Source organism: Veillonella sp. LMAG:90 (genome assembly GCF_008679445.1).
Lineage (GTDB): Bacteria > Bacillota > Negativicutes > Veillonellales > Veillonellaceae > Veillonella_A.
On the sequence record NZ_NAND01000001.1, the window covers coordinates 87,460 to 104,602 of the forward strand.

The following is a 17,143-nucleotide window of genomic DNA, read 5'->3' on the forward strand; positions in this document are numbered from 1 at the left end:
TCCTATTTGAAAACCGCCTATATTACTACAAGCGGTTTGAATGTTAATAATTTATTCGTCTTTTTTGCCGTCCCCGAACAAAATTCTCATATAATCACAACGAGCATAAAGAATACGATCGACAAAAACTTCGCTACCGTAAGAGCGATAAAAACTGATATAATTTCCGCTCACAATAAAGCGATAATCGCTTTCTATATCCGCAATTGAAGATAGCATCGGCCCAGCTTCTGCATAAGTCTGTAAAATTCGGAGGCTATTTGTAATTTGACCTACAATTCCCAATGCAGCTGACTCATTCATTAACTCTTCTATATTATAAGTTTTAATCCCGATAAGGTCTTTTTGAGCTTCTTCAGATAAATGTAAATTATTCATTGACTATCCCAAGATTCTTCTCTACCTCTTCCAAAGTTAACCAGCCCTTCTCTTCACCGGATTTTCGACCTTTTGCCAATTCATTCATCAGGCGGAGTGTTGCCTGCACCTTTTCAAAGTCTTGTATATCAAGAATTGCATATCTGCCGCGCCCATTTTTTGTTAAAAAAACCGGGGCACCAACAGTCACATCGCGTAGTACGTCACTGTAATTTCGTAAATCGGAAATAGGTTTAATATTTGGCATATTGCTCAACTCCTTTCACTCATAGTATATCTCAAATTTGCCGTAAAATTCAACATCAGTTTTTACAGCAATTATTCTATATCGACTGCAAAATTGCTTTTTTTCACAGAGAGATATTTTCGCAAAACGATAAGGCAATATTTTTATCAAAATATTATATCCTATATTTCTTCCTGTACGTCCTTCATAGGATCCACTACCACATAACGGTCCGCGTTACCGGCTTTTTTAGCCGCCAAGGTTGCGTCATAAGCATCTCTGCGACATTCGTCATCGGCCTGCCAAGGAATGAACGTAGCATACACATGTTGGGAACCGAATGGGCCGCCATCGCTACGAGAATCAATGCTCATATACCCCACCTTGTCCGGATAGAGGCGGATTTTTTCATCACGGTATTCGGAAATGCCCGTTTCATCATAATAAATCTGACGGCGATCTTGCCAAAAATCTCCTAAACCCAAGAGCGCATCCACTTGCATTTCGTGGCGGCGATGCCACTGGTCGGCCCATTTTCTGATAATATCATCAATACGGCGCGTCACATCGGGACGTTGGCGATTTGTATCTTCGTCAAAAGCCGGTTCCACTACCTGACTGTAATCAAGGCCTGCCATGGAAAGGACAATACCCGTATTTACATACGGTAACGCTTCTTGCACCGAATAACCGCCTTCGAGGACGGCAATATCGGCTTTTAAAATATCCGTAAGTCGCGCATAGCCTTTAGCGGTGACCATCATGTTCGCCAGGGGATCACTGAAATGATTGTCCTGACCGGCTGAGTTAATAACAATATCCGGTTTAAAATCATTGAGCATCGGCATTACCAAGTTCTGTAACACTTTAAGCATCCCTTCATCGCCCGTGCCCGGCGGGAGCGGAATATTTACGGTTGCACCGACCGCTTGAGGCCCACCATATTCATACATAAACCCGGTACCCGGATATAAGGTGCGCCCGTCTTGATGGAAGGAGATAAATAAAGTATCCGGATCGTGGTAAAAAATATCCTGTGTCCCATCACCATGATGAACATCTGTATCCACGATGGCAATGCGGCGCACGCCGTAATGGCGGCGCAAATAAGCAATCATAATGGCTTCCACATTGACCGTACAGAAACCGCGAATGCCGTGCACCATTTTCATAGCGTGGTGTCCCGGTGGGCGCACCAGCGAAAAAGCCCGTGTCACTTCACCGCGCATAACTGCTTCCGCCGCGGCAATGGCGCCGCCAACCGATACACGATGTGCTTCAGTCACCCATTTTTTCAAAGAAGGGGCTCCCACATGGACCCGTTCTATATCCTGCCACGAAGCTAGTAACGGATTATATTCACGAATAGCCGGATGTTCCAAAAGGCCTTCTTCCAACAGTTGATCTCGCGTATATAGCAAGCGTTCTTGCCGTTCCGGATGGGTCGGCGAAATTTTCCAGTCAAAGGCCGGGAAAAATACGAGGCCCAAAGTATTCTTATTGTACATATTCACTCACCCCCGGTTCCAATTGAGCTTTCACGGTAATTAAACGATGCATAGACTGCCAACCTTCAATAATCGGCACGTCTTCTACCGAAATAATATGTCCTGACGGCGCATTCGTAAGACCTAAGTCGCCTGCCGCCTTTTGCAAATAGTCTAACGCTAACGACTCGGCTTGCGCCGCGGTCTGTACCGATCTTTGTTTTTCGTGAATGCCCAGTTCCGGTACTACCAAAATACCTTTAGCCGTATCTACATGTACCGTAAGCATCAAAGTTTCACGGGCCACCGCGGCACCAACCGCATTGGCTACCGGTGCATTCTGCGGAATCTGAACCGGCAAGGCTAAGCGTTCACTTACAAATGGGGCCAGCGTTACAGCTGTACCGCCTACGGCCACCAGTTTTTCCGGTTTAAAAATCTTCGGTTCTACAATATCGCGCACCACATAAATAGGCAGTTTATTTTCCCGTTGCACCGAAGCCGCTATGCCGTCGGTAATTACCGTAACAGCTGCCGCTACAATGTCTTTGGCAAACGCTATAACAGCATCTTTAGCTATACCTTCAGCAGCATTGCCCGCAGCTATACCTGCATCAGCATCGTCCGCAGCTATGGCCGTATTATCTGTATCGGCAACATCTTTATCGGTCCCCGCAACATAACCATGAGGCGCTTTTTGCAACAAATTAGCCAGTCCCTGCCAAGCCATATGCGTATCGCCATAATTAGCTTTACCCAACACAATGAGGGCGTCCCCAAGCGTTGGCACGGTGCCGCCCAATACGAGGGATGGGCCCAATCTGTCGGGACCTACGGTCAATTTACCGTTTTCATCAAAAGCAACGGCCGATTCGCCGCCGATGCCTACGGAACTTACCGCAAAGGAGCGTACGGCGCTTGGATAATTACGTATCATCGCACCGCCGCGAGCCATCATAGGCACACCGTTTTCCCACAGCGAAATATCTGTAGTGGTCCCACCCATATCGAGGGCGACCGTCATATCTTTAGGCATAGAGCGAAGGGCCGCCATCCCCAAAACACTGGCAGCCGGTCCCGTAAAGGCCGTTTCAACAGGGCTTGCCTTCATTCGTTCTAACGGCAACGAACCACCATCGGCTTTTAATATGTATATAGGCGCCGTCAAACCATAGCGAGCCAAAGCTGCTTTAACGGCTTCACTGAAGTCTTCAAAGGTTCCCTGCACGGCACTGTTAAAATAAGCACTTACGGTACGACGCGGGAAGTTTAAGGAACCGCTTAATTCGGCACCGGCCGATACCGTTTCATAGCCGGCTGCCAATAATTCTTCTTTTAAGGCTTGTTCCAATTTTGGATTACGCACGCTGAATTTGGCCGATACAGCGGCTCGTGTATTTTGTTTTTCGCCGGGAATTTGGTCCAGCTCACGCTGTCTCAAAGGGGCTGCCAATGAACCGCGATGATCCGTATAACCGTTAAGTACAATTGGTGTTACCGGCAACAAGGGCCGAATATCCATGCCCGGCCCCGGAATCACATATAAATCAACCGGATCAACTTGATTCATGACGAGTGCATTCGTTACAATCGTCGTGGACAAAGTCACCCGTGTCACTTTTGTAGGCTCAATAGCAGTCGCTACACCGGCCAAAGCGGCTTCAATACCTTCCATTAAATTCGGCTTGGTGGTGCGGCATTTATGACTTTTTAAAATCCGTCCCTTATCTACGACTACGGCATCCGTAAAGGTACCGCCTACGTCAAGACCTACTAACATAGGAACAACTCCTTTCCCTAAGCTCCGCTATTTAATAGCAATAATACGTTAACTATATCATTGATACATCAAATATATATCTAAAAAATCAAAGAATAGTTTAGCAAAAAACTCTCTATATATAGTGTAACAAGGTTTTTAACAAACAAAAAGAGGCCCTAAGGCCTCCTTTTTATTTTCGCTCCGAAATGGAGGCGAAGTTTTTAATAATAACGATTGGCGTCATCTGATCATCATTGCCAAACGGATTGTCAATCAAAATGCGCGCAATGCGTTTAGGGTCCATACCGCGGCTGTGACCGAGAACGGCAGCGCGCTTCAAATCATTAACGTCGGCTACTACGGCACCGTAACTGCCGGTGCGTTGTACAATGCGTTCCGCCACTTTATCCGCGTCTTTCGGACCATACACAATGTGTTTATCGAACGGCGGCATTGTCCCCGTAACGTCATCCGTAAGTGCAGCCGCACGGGAAATTTGGTAAAAAACGCCGTCTTTGCGGAATATTTTAGCGATGGCCCCCAAAATAAAGGCGCCAAATACCTTCCATTTACCATCAAGTTCCATTGCGGACTGCATGCCGTACACGGAGCTCATAGAGCCTTCAGCCGGTACAAAACGGCACAACAAACGAGCCTGCCAAGTAGGACGAAGCTCTTCCGGACGGGTGATGCGGCCCTGCGTAATCGCTACTACAGATTCCGCCACACATACAATATCTTCCGGCCCGATATCTTTGCCGGCATAATGCATAATTGCTTCTACAATATCATCTCGATGGGTCAGTATACGAGTATGAACCGGTACTAATTCTAAATTTGCCATGGTTACCTACCTCCTACTGCCGCATAGCATGCTGTAATTCTTCAGCTGTCAAAATTAAACGATTTTTAGAAATGTGCCAATCACTGCGACCGACAACCTGGTATACAATATCAATATTCATATCAGGAAAACCTACCAAATCTTTGCGAATATTGCCCGTTTTTGCATTCAAAATAAGACGCAAGCGAACGGTGCCGCCTTTGCGCGGTTCGATGATAACAGATTTCCAATACCCATCATGACGTTCTTCCGCCGCATCGGTCGTCCACGACGTAATGGATACCTGATCAAACTGTTCCTGCGGCAACAAATGACGTGGATATAAATCCATAATAGTACCGTTTTGACGGCCTTTATTTACGAATGGAATATCCGATACCAAGGTTACCTGATTAAAACTGATGTCTTCTACTTCAAATTGAGTACGACGTTTAGGTAACATGACAATTTCTTCATTCCCCTGTTTCCAGGCAAAAATGCGAAACGCCACAAATAGAACGGCAACGATGAAAACAATCGTTACGATTATGTTAACTAATGTGTAAAAATACATATCCATATACTGCTCCCTTATAGTTTTATAGTGTAATAATCCGAACGTTGAAATCTTCCGGCGGAATCAATATTGAAGTCATGCGCTCAGCCAGTTCTTTGTCTTTGGTAAAACAAATATCCAGCTTGCCTTTAGCAGACTGCGAATTCAAGAGTTGCTGCGCTTCCAATATATCTTTCACTTCCTCAGCTGTTTCATAGGCCGGGTCGATAAATGTCTTGTTGCCACCCGACATGTGCTGCATCAAATCCATCAAAAACGGAAAATGTGTACATCCCAAAACGACTGTATCGGAACCGCTCTTTATAATCGGATCCAAGTACTGTTGCAATGATGAATGAACAATATGGTCATCCAAGTGGCCCTGCTCAATCAGGTGGGCCAAATCAGGGCAAGCCTGTTCCCATACGGCAACCGCAGGCTGTAACTCATGCGCTTCTTCAATATGTTTGTGACTATCAATAGTAGCCTTGGTAGCCATGACGGCAATCTTCTGAGTCTGACTCGTATCAATAGCGGTCCGCACACCTTTAGCCATACCTACCACCGGAAAGTCAAAGGTAGCTTGTAATTCATCCAAGGCCACCACGGAAAAGGTGTTGCACGCAACCACCGCCATCTTCACAGGCACCTTGGCTAAAAAATGACCGATATTCATAGCAATCTGACTGATTTCTTCCTTAGGTCGATTGCCAACCGGATTATTCATATTGTCGCCAACAAAAATAAAGTCTTCATGGGGAAACATTCGTCGCAATACGGCTAATACTGTTAATCCCCCGACCCCGGAGTCAAATACTCCGATAGGTCTTTTAGAGGCCTCGGTTGCGGCTGCTTTACTCATGACTCTTTCTCTCCTTTATGGTGCGGATAATTGGCTCATAATAGGTATCGCTTAAACGAATTACCTTCCCCGTCGCCTTATCGGTGAACACATTCTGCGTCTCACCGGTTGCAATCAATGCACCATCCGCTTCACGCACTATACGATACGTAAAAACACATTGAGCTCGTGTTACTTTGGTCGGCGTCACTTCAACGGTTAACACATCATCGAAGCGAGCCGGCTCCTTATATTCACAAGCCACTTTTGTAATCGGGAACACAATCCCGTTATCCATCATATCCCACAGGGAAATGCCACAGGTTCTGAAAAATTCCACCCGGCCTAACTCAAACCATCGCAAGTGATTGGTATGGTGAGCTACTTCCATCATATCAGTTTCATAAAATCGTACCTGCAATGATGTGGTAAACATATACTTATTTCACCTCTCATTACTATAAAATAATTCACCCTTCATTGTACGCCACCAATAGGTGGCTGTCAAACTATTGTAAGTGCCATGACCCAATGCCATGCACTCAGCTTGGTTAATCAAAGCAACCTATTGCAAACCACCGTGACCTAACGCAATGCACTCAACTTGGTCAATCACGGCAGCCTATTGCAGACCGCCGTGACCTAACGCAATGCAGTCGGCTTTCGTAATCGGATCATCCGATGCCAAACGTGGTAAAAAGACATCAAAGGCTGTCGGTTTACTGAATAAAACACCGCCCGGCAGGCCTACAAGCGGTGTGCCGTCACTCATGTAGGCTATGCATACCATGGAGCCCGGTAAAACCGGCAAGCCATATGTCACCACATGAGCCGCGCTCTTGGCAATTGCGCCCGGCGTCAAATCATCGGGATCCACACTCATGCCACCGGTACAGAAAATAATATCCGCCCCTGCGTCTTTTACCGCTTTAATAGCGGCCATAATTTTATCCGTATCATCAATAACAATCTCATGCGCTACGATTTTCATACGAAACGGTTCCGTTCGTTCTCCAATAATCGGGCGGAACGCATCTTGAATGCGACCTCTGGCCACTTCCGAGCCGGTCGTTACAAGACCGATGCGTTTTCTCACAAAAGGTTTTACCGTAAGGAGCGGTTGACCTTGCCAAATAGCCTTAGCCTGTTCAAGTTGCACTTTAGGGAGCCACAAAGGGATGCAACGCATACCGGCTAATTTATCACCACGCTTAACCGCCGTATTAGTGAATTTGGTAACGATTGTAAGGTCACCGATACTGTTAACCGCCTGCAATCGAGCCACATCAATTTTGAGCATCCCATCCCAGGCTGCAAACGCTTCAATTTTACCTTCACGGACATCAGATGCATAAATACTGTCATTAGCTAACAAGGCATATAATCCCACCGCTACATCTTCTTCGTGCAATGTATCGGCCAATATCGCTTCATCGCCCGGTTCCTGCACAAAAACGTGCTCCTTGCCTAATTCTAAAAAAGCCGGAATATCTTCTTCACGAATGATGTGACCTCGACGAAACGGCGTATCTTTAACTTCGCCAATGACTATACGCGCTATATCATGACATAAAACTTGGCCGACAGCTTCCTCAACGGCTACTTTTTTCATGAAAACCTCCTCTACAAATCATATGTTACAACAAAACCCAAGCTACTTGAATCTCATCAAAACATCATCTATACGAAACTATATATTTTTAATTAAAAACAGACTCCCGTTGTCCTCCACTAAAATACTTTTATTCGTTTAACTAAGTATTTAATCTTAAATCCTTTTTAAACGCACAAAAGCCTCGGCATATGCCGAGGCTTTTGTGCTTGAGAAAAAAGAGAGAGAGAACATTTGAATCACATTCAAATGTTAAGGGGCTTTGGGGGATGCCCCGAGATATGACTCTGTGGTCATATCCTGAAATGATTATAGCAAACTGTAAGAAAAAAGTAAACAGTTGTTATGCAAATTTTGCACTTTTTTCATGCAAATTTTTTAAATTTGTCTATCCGGTGCAAACTTCATCTTACAAAACGCTTTTATCAAGTTCCCAACTCCGGCATCAAAAGTCTTATAAACCAAATGGCTCGTAAATCGGCATGTGCTTTTTTAAATACAAAAGCATTGCGAATATGTTTACGCATCGCCTGTTCGGCTGCTTCACCATCGTGATTTCGAATAGCAGCCATAATTTCATCATGCTCCCGATTACAAGAGTCGGTGCGGGCTTGATCCATGGTACTGATGTACATGTCACGATTTACCATTTCACGGAACTCGCCCAAATAATCCATAACCCGTTCATTTTGTGAGAAGAAAGAGATTAACGTATGCAAACGACTGTTGATTTGAACACGCTCTTCCGCATCCGTCGTAGCCGAACCGGCATCACAAAGAGCCTGTAATTCTTCAATCTGTTCATCCGTGCACAATTCGGCACATAAACGAGCGCCCAAACCTTCCATCACTTCACGGCACTGATACATTCCGATAATTTCTTCCGGTGTATACCCTTTAACCGTTACACCTTTCCAAGGTTTGATGACTACCAGATTGTCCTTAGCCAATTTACGAAACGCTTCGCGAACCGGTGTAGCACTTACATTAAGCTGTTCCGCAATTTTCACCTCGTTCAGCTTCACCTGCGGTTTCAACGCGCCCGTCAAAATGGCTTGTTTTAATGTAACATATACCTGTTCACTCAATGGCAATCGGCCAATGGAGTCAATCGAATTAAGATGATATTCTTCTTGTTTACCCATAGTAAATCCTCTACTTTCGCGAATAGCACTCAGCCTACTCTTTGTAGTGACAGTCAATCTTTAGTATACTATAATGTATAAATACTTTATAATAGATATTACAAGGCTGTATGCTTATTTTCTGCAGACTATATTAATCTAATTATAAAGGTAAGTTCTGCAAAGCGTCAACTAAAATACAACGGGAGAACATATATGAGTCGCTGTTTAGTTATAATAAATCCTGTCTCAGGCGGAGGCCGTGCCACCCAGTATGCCATGGAGCTGCAATGGCAACTAAGCACCCTCTTTGATCATATGGAAATTAAATTCACTACCAAAGCCGGAGATGCGACCCGATTTGCCAAATATGCCACAGAGAATGGCTACGACGCCGTATTCTGCATGGGCGGTGACGGCACCATTAATGAAACGGTAAACGGTATCGCCCAAGGTGGCGGTAAAGCCAAATTTGGCTTTGTACCGGTAGGTACGGTCAACGATATGTCGCGGGCCCTCGGCATTCCACTGGAGCCGTTAGCTGCCATTCGCGCGTTAAAAAACAGTAAGATCCGCCGCGTCGATATCGGTCGCTGCAACGATCAATATTTTTGCAACAACATTGCCGCCGGCGTTATTCCTAAAGTAGTAGAAGAAGTAACACCTAAAGAAAAACAACTCCTTGGCCCTTTGGCCTACTTTGTAAAAGGAGGTCAAGCCCTTTTCACCACTAAGGATTACAGTTTTCACATTCAAACGGATGACCACGATTTTACCATCCGCTCGCCATTGGTAATCGCATTGCTTACCAATGTAGTATCCAGTTTTGAAAAATTTATGCCTCAAGCTTCGGTTGATGACGGCTATATGCGCATCATCATCTTCAAAGAATATTTCATCATGGACATATTGCGTATCTTACCGCTCATCTTGCGCGGATCGATTTACACGTCGAAATATGTGACGATTTTAAAAGTGCGCAAAGCCAAAATTACCTTGCTCGACGACATCGAATTGCCTACCAATATGGATGGCAACAAGGGCCCTCTCATGCCGGTTGATTTAGAAGTACTGCCGGGCTTTTTGCAGGTATATGTGCCGAATAAAAAAGACAAATAAACGCTAACCTATAGCGAACCCACATTAAAACTTCAATCAATGCATATAAAAACGCCGTTCAACTCGTACTGAACGGCGTTTATTTATTTCCATATTAGCTTGAACGTTGCACGTTAATTCTCCCGTAGCGGCTTATTGCCGAGGAGCTTATTTATACATCCAAACATGCGGACAACCTTCCTCGTCAAATACTTCGCCGGCCGCCGTATAACCGAGTGTTTCATAAAAACCTTTGGCCTGCACTTGGGCGGCTAACTTAGTTTTAATGCCACCCATGACACGAATAAAATCTTCCGCTGCCAAGAGAATCTTAGCTCCCAGTTGCTGCCCGCGGTGCGTTTTCATAACAGCCACCCGGCCGATAATAAAGGTGGACGCTTCATCTTTATCTCTAAAAAAACGACACGTGCAAACCGGTTCATTTTCAATAAAGCCTACCAAATGAGCGGCTTCCGTATTATCTATATCGTCAAACTCTTCTTGAAAGCCCTGTTCCTCTACGAATACGGCTTGGCGAATCGCACGCGCCTCATCCGGTAATTCAGAATATATAGATACTTTCCACGACATAATAAACTCCTTTAAATGATTATATTGAACTTGCCCGGTGCTATGCCTAGTGCGATTGTTTTACTTATTCCGAATCATAGACGGAATAATGCCTACTACACAAAAGGCCATAAATACCATTAAACTGTATTGAATATTAGCCAACAATACGGCCTTATCTACATTAGCAATAGCCGTTCCGGCTGCCCCGGTATTACGGGCCAAAATGGATGCCACAATCGCCATACTAAGCACCTGTCCCAATAGGCGAACCGTGCTGATAACAGAACTGGCCATGCCAAAATAAGCGGGCGGCACCGAGCCCATGATAGCGTTATTATTCGGTGCCGAGAACATGGCAAACCCGACGCCCACGATAATCAAGGCTGTAATAATAAGGGCCGTCGATGAAAGATTCATAGCCGTCCACATCACGAGGAGCCCTACGGCAATAACGCCCATCCCGGTAGATGCCAAAACGGCGGATCCGTAACGGTCGGATAAGGAACCCATAACCGGCGACAAGGCGGCCATTACAATGGATTGAACCAATAAGAACCAACCGGCCGTTTCCGAATCATAGCCCATAATCATCTGCAAATATAGGGATAATAAAAAACCAATCGCAAAGGTAGCGCTATAATTCAGCATAGATGCCAAATTAGAAAACGCAAACGTCTTGTTTTCCAGAAAAATACGTACCGGCAATAGCGGTTTGGCCGCACGGGCTTCGTGCCAAATATATATAATCGTCGTCACAATACCGGCTCCGAAAATATACTTAGCTACCGGCAATTTTACAATCTCCGATAGGCCGTAAAGCCCCATAACCAACGATGCGGCGTACAGCAAAATACTAACCGGATTCATATAGCCCTGCTCTTTATTTACCCAATCTTCTTTCATAAAAAGGATTGTCATTATGGTCGCAATCATACCGAGAAACGCGATAAAGTAAAAAATACTTTGCCAGCCGAAGCGATAGTTCAAAAAACCGCCGATAACCGGTCCCACCGCCAAGCCGATATACACTACTGCTACATTCATACCCATAGCCCAGCCGCGCCGTTCCGGCGGAAACACTAAGGCAATAATTGCGGTCCCCGTAGAGAACAGCATAGCTGCCGCAATTCCCTGCAGCCCGCGCAAAACCATGAGCCAATGAATAGTCGGCGCAAAATGGATAACCAACGAGCTCAATGTAAATAATATGGTGCCGATTAAAAATACCTTCTTTTTGCCGATGCGATTTCCCAGTTGACCCATGGGCACCGTAAAAATGGCGCAGGTCAATAGGAATGTTTCAATAACCCAACTGAGCTCCGACGTACCGGCATGAAACTCCCGGCCGATATCCGGCAACGACATATTCAAGGAACTGCCGCAAAATGGCGTCAAAAACGACGCAATCATGACGATGATTAATATTTGATTACTTCTGTTGACAGCCAAATTAAAACCTCCCGACTTCACTGCCAAAACCTATACCTGATTTCAAGAATTGATATGTTCTAAAAATTGTAAAACCTAACATAAGTATACAATAAATTTTAACAACAAGTGCAAACTGCCATAGAATCGAGTTCTTCGTTTGGTTTATTACCATCTACGAGTAAAGTCAACTTACTGGTATATGGATTTAACATGAGACCATGGATTTTAACATCATTTGGAATGAGTGGATTCTGACGAAGCTGTGCTACCGCTTTAATTACATTCTGTTCAGAATGACAGAAATTATTGGCCCAGCGATCCATTTCACAACGAATCATGGTAATCGCTTCCGGCGAAATACCGCGGTCAATCATGCGCTTAGACAGTTCATCGGGACAAGTTTTTTCCATGCCGCAATCTTCATGACCGACGATAAAAATTTCTTTGGCTCCCAATTCGTAAATACTTACCACAAGACTGCGAATAACATCACTGAACACATCGGTAATGCAGTTGCCGGCTACACGAATAACGTTGGCATCGCCGCGGTCAATGCCCATCGTACGTTCCAATAAATCAACCAGACGCGTATCCATACAAGTCAAAATGGCAATGTGACGTTGCGGCGTCTTAGGGGACGGCATCCCCGCTTCACCGTATTCTTTAATAATATCAGCCACATAGGCTTCATTAGCTTTTAAAACTTCTTCTAATAATGACATGACAGCCACCTCCATAACGGAATACTACTTCACTATAACTATATCACATTCTTTCGATGTGCGTGGCAAAAAAAATAGATAACAGCAGAAATAAAACTCAGCTTCACTCATGTTAAAACTCAAAAAATCCGCAACAATAGCGGCTGAATTGTACAATAGAAACTTTCCAATTACAATTCTAAATTACCGATATTACTACGGATTTAAAAGCATATTAAATTTCGAAATCTCACGCTATTACTGATTCCGTTTTAAACAAATATCAATATATTCAGAAAAGGAATTGCATATCTTTCTAACCTTATCTCTATATACCGAAAAAACAAACCCATCTTGATTCATGACAACAATAATATTATCAATACCGATATTTTCTAACACGAAACAACCTTTTGGAAAATCCTTATTAAACCTGCGCTCTTCTTTGGTCGCCTCAACCACATTCATAGGACCACTAATATTTAACCCAGTTAGCTCTGTTCCCCAAAAACTAATTGCACCAAATTGTTTTAAATAATCAATATAATCAGTAGAAAATTGCACGCCTAAACACTTTTGCGCCTTACTAATTTCTATTGATTCGGCACCATTAACTTTATACAAGTTAGGAATATTACTAATTTTTTCAACAATATTACTCATAATAGCCCCCTATAAATTTTCAGCACGTTCTGTCCAATGTTGACTTTTCTCACTTGCATATCTTATGCGATTAATTTCACTATCAATGGTTTTCCTATGCAGGATTTTATCATTTCCCTTGCCTCGATGTTCTTCAGACGTCAATTCAGCAAACGGGCTGTCAGATTTTTGCCCAATATGATGTAATTCTATAATTTTACCGTCCCGATTTATCGGCGACAAGCCATAAGAAATGCGTTCTTGGTTACTTCTTCCCATAGAATCCATTTGTGTCCAATCTATATCCATTCTAATTAAACAGCTTCGTTTATTTATAGTAGCTTCTTTAAGACTTGCCTTCTCATAAATATTATATTCTTCTACTGAGTGCATACAGTCAATGACTTTGTTAGACCAATTTATCTTTTCCTTGATTTTTATTCGCTCTGCTTCATTTAAGACATTTTCGATAAAGGGGGGCTCACTAATATCATGTGCACTAACCTTCTCAGCTTTTTCATTAATCTCAGCAAACCCTAAATTCTCTGAAATAGAAAAAGAAGCTTTTTTAACTATATTAACTATTTGAGACCAATCTAACAACGTCTCACTTTTTTCAGATTCATATAGAATTTCGATATTTCCAATCTCATTTACTTTATTTTTTTCATTGCCTTCAACCTTCTTGATTTCTTGTTTATTGGGAGTAACCCCTTCAAAAATAGTGCTCATACATCCCCCGCTCTACAGTTATTTAGTTAATTAAAGCACGGGAAAAATCGTCATAGTCAATAAAACCTCTCATATCCCGACAATAATCACCCCATAACTGCTTACTAATAAGTTCAGCTACCGTTTTTAAATTCATGTGATAATATGCGTTCAACAACTCTGTCAAGTTCGTATAATTTTTTTGATTAGAGCTATTTATAAAATTACGAATCACCTTCACTTGTTCATTAGATAATAATTCCCTATTAGTAAAAATGCTAAAACTTAAAAGTTCTATTACGTTGTCCGCTATACAATCTAATACAAGAGTTTCAATAGTATCTGCAAATCGTATAGTAGAGATAGGTTTCATTACTTCCTTATCTTCTATCTCACCACAAATATTTTTAAAATAATATCGAATTGTCTCTAAATCTTTTTCCAATAAAATTAAAAATAATAACTGAATACTCCATTTATTAAAGCTTTCACTGTAGTAGCTCTTTAATATAGATTTATTAATCTCAAATAATTTTTCATCTAAATTATCCATATACAGCTCACTATCTAATGTAATACTTTCAGGAGCACGTTCCAATCTCACCACTACAGGCTGTATCATGCCCTCCTTATGGCACAAAGCAAAACCCGTCTTAAGATAACCTAAGGAGACAGCCTCTGACCTATTAACATTAATCGTATTAGAAACAATATCTTGATCATCTTTAGCAACAATTCTGTGGACTATTTTATTAGATGAATTTTTAATTACATCAGCTGCTAATTTAGTAGGAATCTGCTCGACAACAATAACTCCCTCACCATATGATCTCATTTCAGCTAATATATTTGTGAAGTGTTCAACAGCTTTCCCTTTTGCATTTCCTCGTTCCGAATTAATTTCCAAGGATATATTCTTCAACAATCTATGTGCTTCTTCTATTACTAAAAGATGCTTAAGCCCTGTACCTCTATTAATGGCTTCATCGACTCTTCTATATTCATTTAAATAAATAAGCAACAATCCTAATGTAAAGGCCTTATCACTATCGTCAGACAAACCTTCTATTTCTATTACGACCTTACTTTCAAATAATTTTTTAAAATCAACTACGTCTGCAGTATTAAAAATATACCCTTTGGAGCCTACACACAACCCTTCAATACGAGTTTGAATAGCACTTTTAATATTCCCTTTTATTTCATTTTCATAATCCAATTCTTCCGTTAAATATCGTTTTATCTCATCCTTCAAATCGTCCATCGTAGGAAAGAGATATTTATGAGTTTCATTACTATATGAATCCTCTAATGTTTTCTGTCCAAATTGTTCATCTGCATACTTAGCATTATTCAATAATGGATGAATTCCTAAAGTTAAATCCCAACCTTTTTTTGCATATATATTATTCAAACATTTTTCGAATATATATGGCATAGGTCCATAAAATGCAAAAGATGCAGAAAATAAATCTTTTAAATAATCAATATGCTGATTTGGTTTAATCCCCATGGGAACATAAAATGGGTTTATTTTTAATCCCCTCAATTCAGGATTACCTAATGTATAGATAGTATCAACCTTCGTACTATGTCTATATTCTTTTTTTACAGGCTCAATTACCAAATATGGTGTATCAATAGCATTTAATATCTGTTTAACCGTATTAGTTTTACCACTTCCGGTAATTCCACATACAAATGTATGTTTAACCAAATCATTTTCAGCAATACCAAAAAAATGATTATTAATAGGGCAATCATAATCACAAATATTGCCAATACTTTTTTCATTGGTCGTGCTTTGATAATTAATAGCAAATCTTTTTATTTCTTGTATCTCAAATCCAACTATGTTCTCTGTAGGAATACTAAAAACACCACACAACTCTTCTGAATTCATAAAATTACTTAAAGGGCTTTTTTCGTCTTTAGTAGTATCTAAAAACCCCTTTGGAATCATTAATAGTGGCTCATTCTGTACCTCCGATTCACAATTAGTGTCTAATATTTTACAGGAGAATGTAACCGGGGGTAATTTTCCCAAATTGCCAGAACTAAGCACACGATGTAAAGTACTTTTTATAAGATTATATCCAATTTCATTATCTGATGAGTAAGTAATAACAGTATCCCACAAACCAATATTACGTCCTAATTTCAATCGTTCTATAACATCACTTATTTTACTTAATAATTCCTGAGCAAAACTGGTTTCAATCTGACTAGAAACTGAGAAATTAGTATTGAACGAAGCGGATTCCGATCGACTATTTCCAAGTATCTTTGTAACAGTTCGACTTTCACTTTGTCCATAAGTTTCAGAGTTCTGTGCACTTATAAAAGGAACTCCTCCCCCTACAGAAATGGTGTCATGAGTAGATTTTCCTTTGCTATTACTTTCAGATAGACTCCCACTGCAACTTTCACTATGGCCCATCGATAAGCCCAACTGCGTAGAAATATTTCTTGTTGCTAGTGCAGCGTATTTATCTTTTAATTCTAACGCTTTCTCTAATTGTTTTTGGATTATTTTTTCATTAACCGGTTTACACAAAATCAGAAGCATATAGTTTTGCCCATATAAGTTTCTAATTACAGGAGAAATATCACTTTCCTCCTGCTTTCCCTCTAATGGCAAACTTGGATTTCCTATAATCGTTCCAATATAACGCTTGCTTCTATTATTGCTATGGTTTCTGTCTACAATATTATCACTATCAATTATTTCTATCGAAATTTCGCCTAAAGTTCCCTTCAGTATACCTAAAATATTATTTTTATCTTTCGTTACCGGGACACCGAAAATCAGGGATGCAGAATTTGCATTTCCCACTACCCCATAACAAAACGAAGTTTCAATAGCATTCATTGAAGTGAAAAGATGTTGTAATTTTTTTTGAAGAAACTCAAACTTATTAATAACATTATAAATCTTACAATCACAAAACTGGAAAAAATTAAATTGAGTTAATAAATCATTAATATCTTCTTGTCCTAACTTTAAAGCATCTTCATTAGAAATCAAATGCGAAGGATAAAATAATTCTTTAAATTCAACCTCTAATGCTTGATAATCATCTTCGACATTCAATATTTCCATATTATTTTTATCAACAAATTTATTTGCATTATAAACCATAACTCTTCCCCTATAGTACATTCTTATAACGATTTA

At 41.4% G+C, this 17,143-nt stretch carries 17 protein-coding genes; 1 reads left to right on the forward strand and 16 read right to left on the reverse strand.

Going from position 1 to position 17,143, the window contains the following annotated elements; translation table 11 throughout:
- Positions 1-51 precede the first annotated feature (51 nt).
- The 10 genes from CCC71_RS00365 to CCC71_RS00410 all read right to left on the reverse strand — a co-directional run bounded on the left by CCC71_RS00365 (position 52) and on the right by CCC71_RS00410 (position 8,830).
- Positions 52-378 (reverse strand): type II toxin-antitoxin system RelE/ParE family toxin, encoded by a 327-nt coding sequence (locus CCC71_RS00365; protein ID WP_247240008.1) that lies wholly within the window; start codon positions 376-378, stop codon positions 52-54.
- Positions 371-625 carry a type II toxin-antitoxin system prevent-host-death family antitoxin gene (locus CCC71_RS00370; protein WP_021841960.1) on the reverse strand — a complete coding sequence of 85 codons (255 nt, stop codon included), beginning with the start codon at positions 623-625 and terminating at the stop codon, positions 371-373. The genes CCC71_RS00365 and CCC71_RS00370 overlap by 8 nt, the downstream gene beginning before the upstream one ends.
- 161 nt (positions 626-786) lie before the next feature.
- Positions 787-2,112: a histone deacetylase family protein gene (locus tag CCC71_RS00375; RefSeq protein WP_021841959.1), complete on the reverse strand. Its 1,326-nt coding sequence runs from the start codon at positions 2,110-2,112 to the stop codon at positions 787-789.
- Positions 2,102-3,871: a hydantoinase/oxoprolinase family protein gene (locus CCC71_RS00380; protein WP_021841958.1), complete on the reverse strand. Its 1,770-nt coding sequence runs from the start codon at positions 3,869-3,871 to the stop codon at positions 2,102-2,104. Before CCC71_RS00380 ends, CCC71_RS00375 begins: the two co-directional genes overlap by 11 nt.
- Before the next feature lie 172 nt (positions 3,872-4,043).
- Positions 4,044-4,697 (reverse strand): coenzyme F420-0:L-glutamate ligase, encoded by a 654-nt coding sequence (locus CCC71_RS00385; RefSeq protein WP_021841957.1) that lies wholly within the window; start codon positions 4,695-4,697, stop codon positions 4,044-4,046.
- 13 nt (positions 4,698-4,710) lie between these two features.
- Positions 4,711-5,250: a hypothetical protein gene (locus tag CCC71_RS00390; RefSeq protein ID WP_156705269.1), complete on the reverse strand. Its 540-nt coding sequence runs from the start codon at positions 5,248-5,250 to the stop codon at positions 4,711-4,713.
- Positions 5,251-5,275: 25 nt separating this feature from the next.
- Positions 5,276-6,094, reverse strand: a complete 819-nt coding sequence (murI, locus tag CCC71_RS00395; protein ID WP_021841955.1) for a glutamate racemase — start codon at positions 6,092-6,094, stop codon at positions 5,276-5,278.
- Positions 6,087-6,509 carry an acyl-CoA thioesterase gene (locus CCC71_RS00400; protein ID WP_021841954.1) on the reverse strand — a complete coding sequence of 141 codons (423 nt, stop codon included), beginning with the start codon at positions 6,507-6,509 and terminating at the stop codon, positions 6,087-6,089. The genes murI and CCC71_RS00400 overlap by 8 nt, the downstream gene beginning before the upstream one ends.
- A 186-nt stretch (positions 6,510-6,695) precedes the next feature.
- Positions 6,696-7,685, reverse strand: a complete 990-nt coding sequence (locus tag CCC71_RS00405; RefSeq protein WP_296332613.1) for a molybdopterin-binding protein — start codon at positions 7,683-7,685, stop codon at positions 6,696-6,698.
- Between the two features lie 425 nt (positions 7,686-8,110).
- Positions 8,111-8,830, reverse strand: coding sequence for a GntR family transcriptional regulator (locus tag CCC71_RS00410; protein WP_296332616.1), 720 nt, complete (start codon positions 8,828-8,830; stop codon positions 8,111-8,113).
- A 195-nt stretch (positions 8,831-9,025) separates the two neighbouring features.
- Here CCC71_RS00410 and CCC71_RS00415 point away from each other — a divergent pair, with 195 nt between their 5' ends.
- On the forward strand, positions 9,026-9,928 hold the full coding sequence (locus CCC71_RS00415) for a diacylglycerol/lipid kinase family protein (protein WP_021841951.1): 903 nt from the start codon (positions 9,026-9,028) through the stop codon (positions 9,926-9,928).
- A 147-nt stretch (positions 9,929-10,075) separates the two neighbouring features.
- On the opposite strand, the gene CCC71_RS00420 is transcribed toward CCC71_RS00415, so the two are convergent.
- The 6 genes from CCC71_RS00420 to CCC71_RS00445 all read right to left on the reverse strand — a co-directional run bounded on the left by CCC71_RS00420 (position 10,076) and on the right by CCC71_RS00445 (position 17,107).
- Complete coding sequence (locus CCC71_RS00420; protein ID WP_226974479.1) at positions 10,076-10,498, reverse strand: GNAT family N-acetyltransferase; 423 nt, start codon at positions 10,496-10,498, stop codon at positions 10,076-10,078.
- A gap of 60 nt (positions 10,499-10,558) precedes the next feature.
- Positions 10,559-11,929: an MFS transporter gene (locus CCC71_RS00425; protein ID WP_156704864.1), complete on the reverse strand. Its 1,371-nt coding sequence runs from the start codon at positions 11,927-11,929 to the stop codon at positions 10,559-10,561.
- A gap of 98 nt (positions 11,930-12,027) precedes the next feature.
- Positions 12,028-12,633, reverse strand: a complete 606-nt coding sequence (locus CCC71_RS00430; RefSeq protein ID WP_156704862.1) for a beta-class carbonic anhydrase — start codon at positions 12,631-12,633, stop codon at positions 12,028-12,030.
- A 237-nt stretch (positions 12,634-12,870) separates the two neighbouring features.
- Positions 12,871-13,275 (reverse strand): SMI1/KNR4 family protein, encoded by a 405-nt coding sequence (locus tag CCC71_RS00435; protein WP_021840106.1) that lies wholly within the window; start codon positions 13,273-13,275, stop codon positions 12,871-12,873.
- 9 nt (positions 13,276-13,284) lie between these two features.
- The gene (locus CCC71_RS00440) at positions 13,285-13,986 is read right to left on the reverse strand and encodes an HNH/ENDO VII family nuclease (protein ID WP_021840105.1); all 702 of its coding nucleotides are present in this window, start codon (positions 13,984-13,986) and stop codon (positions 13,285-13,287) included.
- 22 nt (positions 13,987-14,008) lie between these two features.
- Entirely contained in the window at positions 14,009-17,107 is a 3,099-nt protein-coding gene (locus tag CCC71_RS00445) for an ATP-binding protein (RefSeq protein WP_021840104.1), read from the reverse strand.
- Positions 17,108-17,143 lie beyond the last annotated feature (36 nt).

Bases quoted from the DNA above. Each gene is read 5' to 3' on its own strand.
- CCC71_RS00375 (WP_021841959.1), bottom strand. From the start codon at position 2,112: ATGTACAATAAGAATACTTTGGGCCTCGTATTTTTCCCGGCCTTTGAC.
- CCC71_RS00390 (WP_156705269.1), bottom strand. From the start codon at position 5,250: ATGTATTTTTACACATTAGTTAACATAATCGTAACGATTGTTTTCATC.
- CCC71_RS00420 (WP_226974479.1), bottom strand. From the start codon at position 10,498: ATGTCGTGGAAAGTATCTATATATTCTGAATTACCGGATGAGGCGCGT.
- CCC71_RS00440 (WP_021840105.1), bottom strand. From the start codon at position 13,986: ATGAGCACTATTTTTGAAGGGGTTACTCCCAATAAACAAGAAATCAAG.
- CCC71_RS00365 (WP_247240008.1), bottom strand. From the start codon at position 378: ATGAATAATTTACATTTATCTGAAGAAGCTCAAAAAGACCTTATCGGG.
- CCC71_RS00385 (WP_021841957.1), bottom strand. From the start codon at position 4,697: ATGGCAAATTTAGAATTAGTACCGGTTCATACTCGTATACTGACCCAT.
- CCC71_RS00445 (WP_021840104.1), bottom strand. From the start codon at position 17,107: ATGGTTTATAATGCAAATAAATTTGTTGATAAAAATAATATGGAAATA.
- CCC71_RS00410 (WP_296332616.1), bottom strand. From the start codon at position 8,830: ATGGGTAAACAAGAAGAATATCATCTTAATTCGATTGACTCCATTGGC.
- CCC71_RS00430 (WP_156704862.1), bottom strand. From the start codon at position 12,633: ATGTCATTATTAGAAGAAGTTTTAAAAGCTAATGAAGCCTATGTGGCT.
- CCC71_RS00370 (WP_021841960.1), bottom strand. From the start codon at position 625: ATGCCAAATATTAAACCTATTTCCGATTTACGAAATTACAGTGACGTA.
- CCC71_RS00400 (WP_021841954.1), bottom strand. From the start codon at position 6,509: ATGTTTACCACATCATTGCAGGTACGATTTTATGAAACTGATATGATG.
- CCC71_RS00415 (WP_021841951.1), top strand. From the start codon at position 9,026: ATGAGTCGCTGTTTAGTTATAATAAATCCTGTCTCAGGCGGAGGCCGT.
- murI (WP_021841955.1), bottom strand. From the start codon at position 6,094: ATGAGTAAAGCAGCCGCAACCGAGGCCTCTAAAAGACCTATCGGAGTA.
- CCC71_RS00380 (WP_021841958.1), bottom strand. From the start codon at position 3,871: ATGTTAGTAGGTCTTGACGTAGGCGGTACCTTTACGGATGCCGTAGTC.
- CCC71_RS00435 (WP_021840106.1), bottom strand. From the start codon at position 13,275: ATGAGTAATATTGTTGAAAAAATTAGTAATATTCCTAACTTGTATAAA.
- CCC71_RS00405 (WP_296332613.1), bottom strand. From the start codon at position 7,685: ATGAAAAAAGTAGCCGTTGAGGAAGCTGTCGGCCAAGTTTTATGTCAT.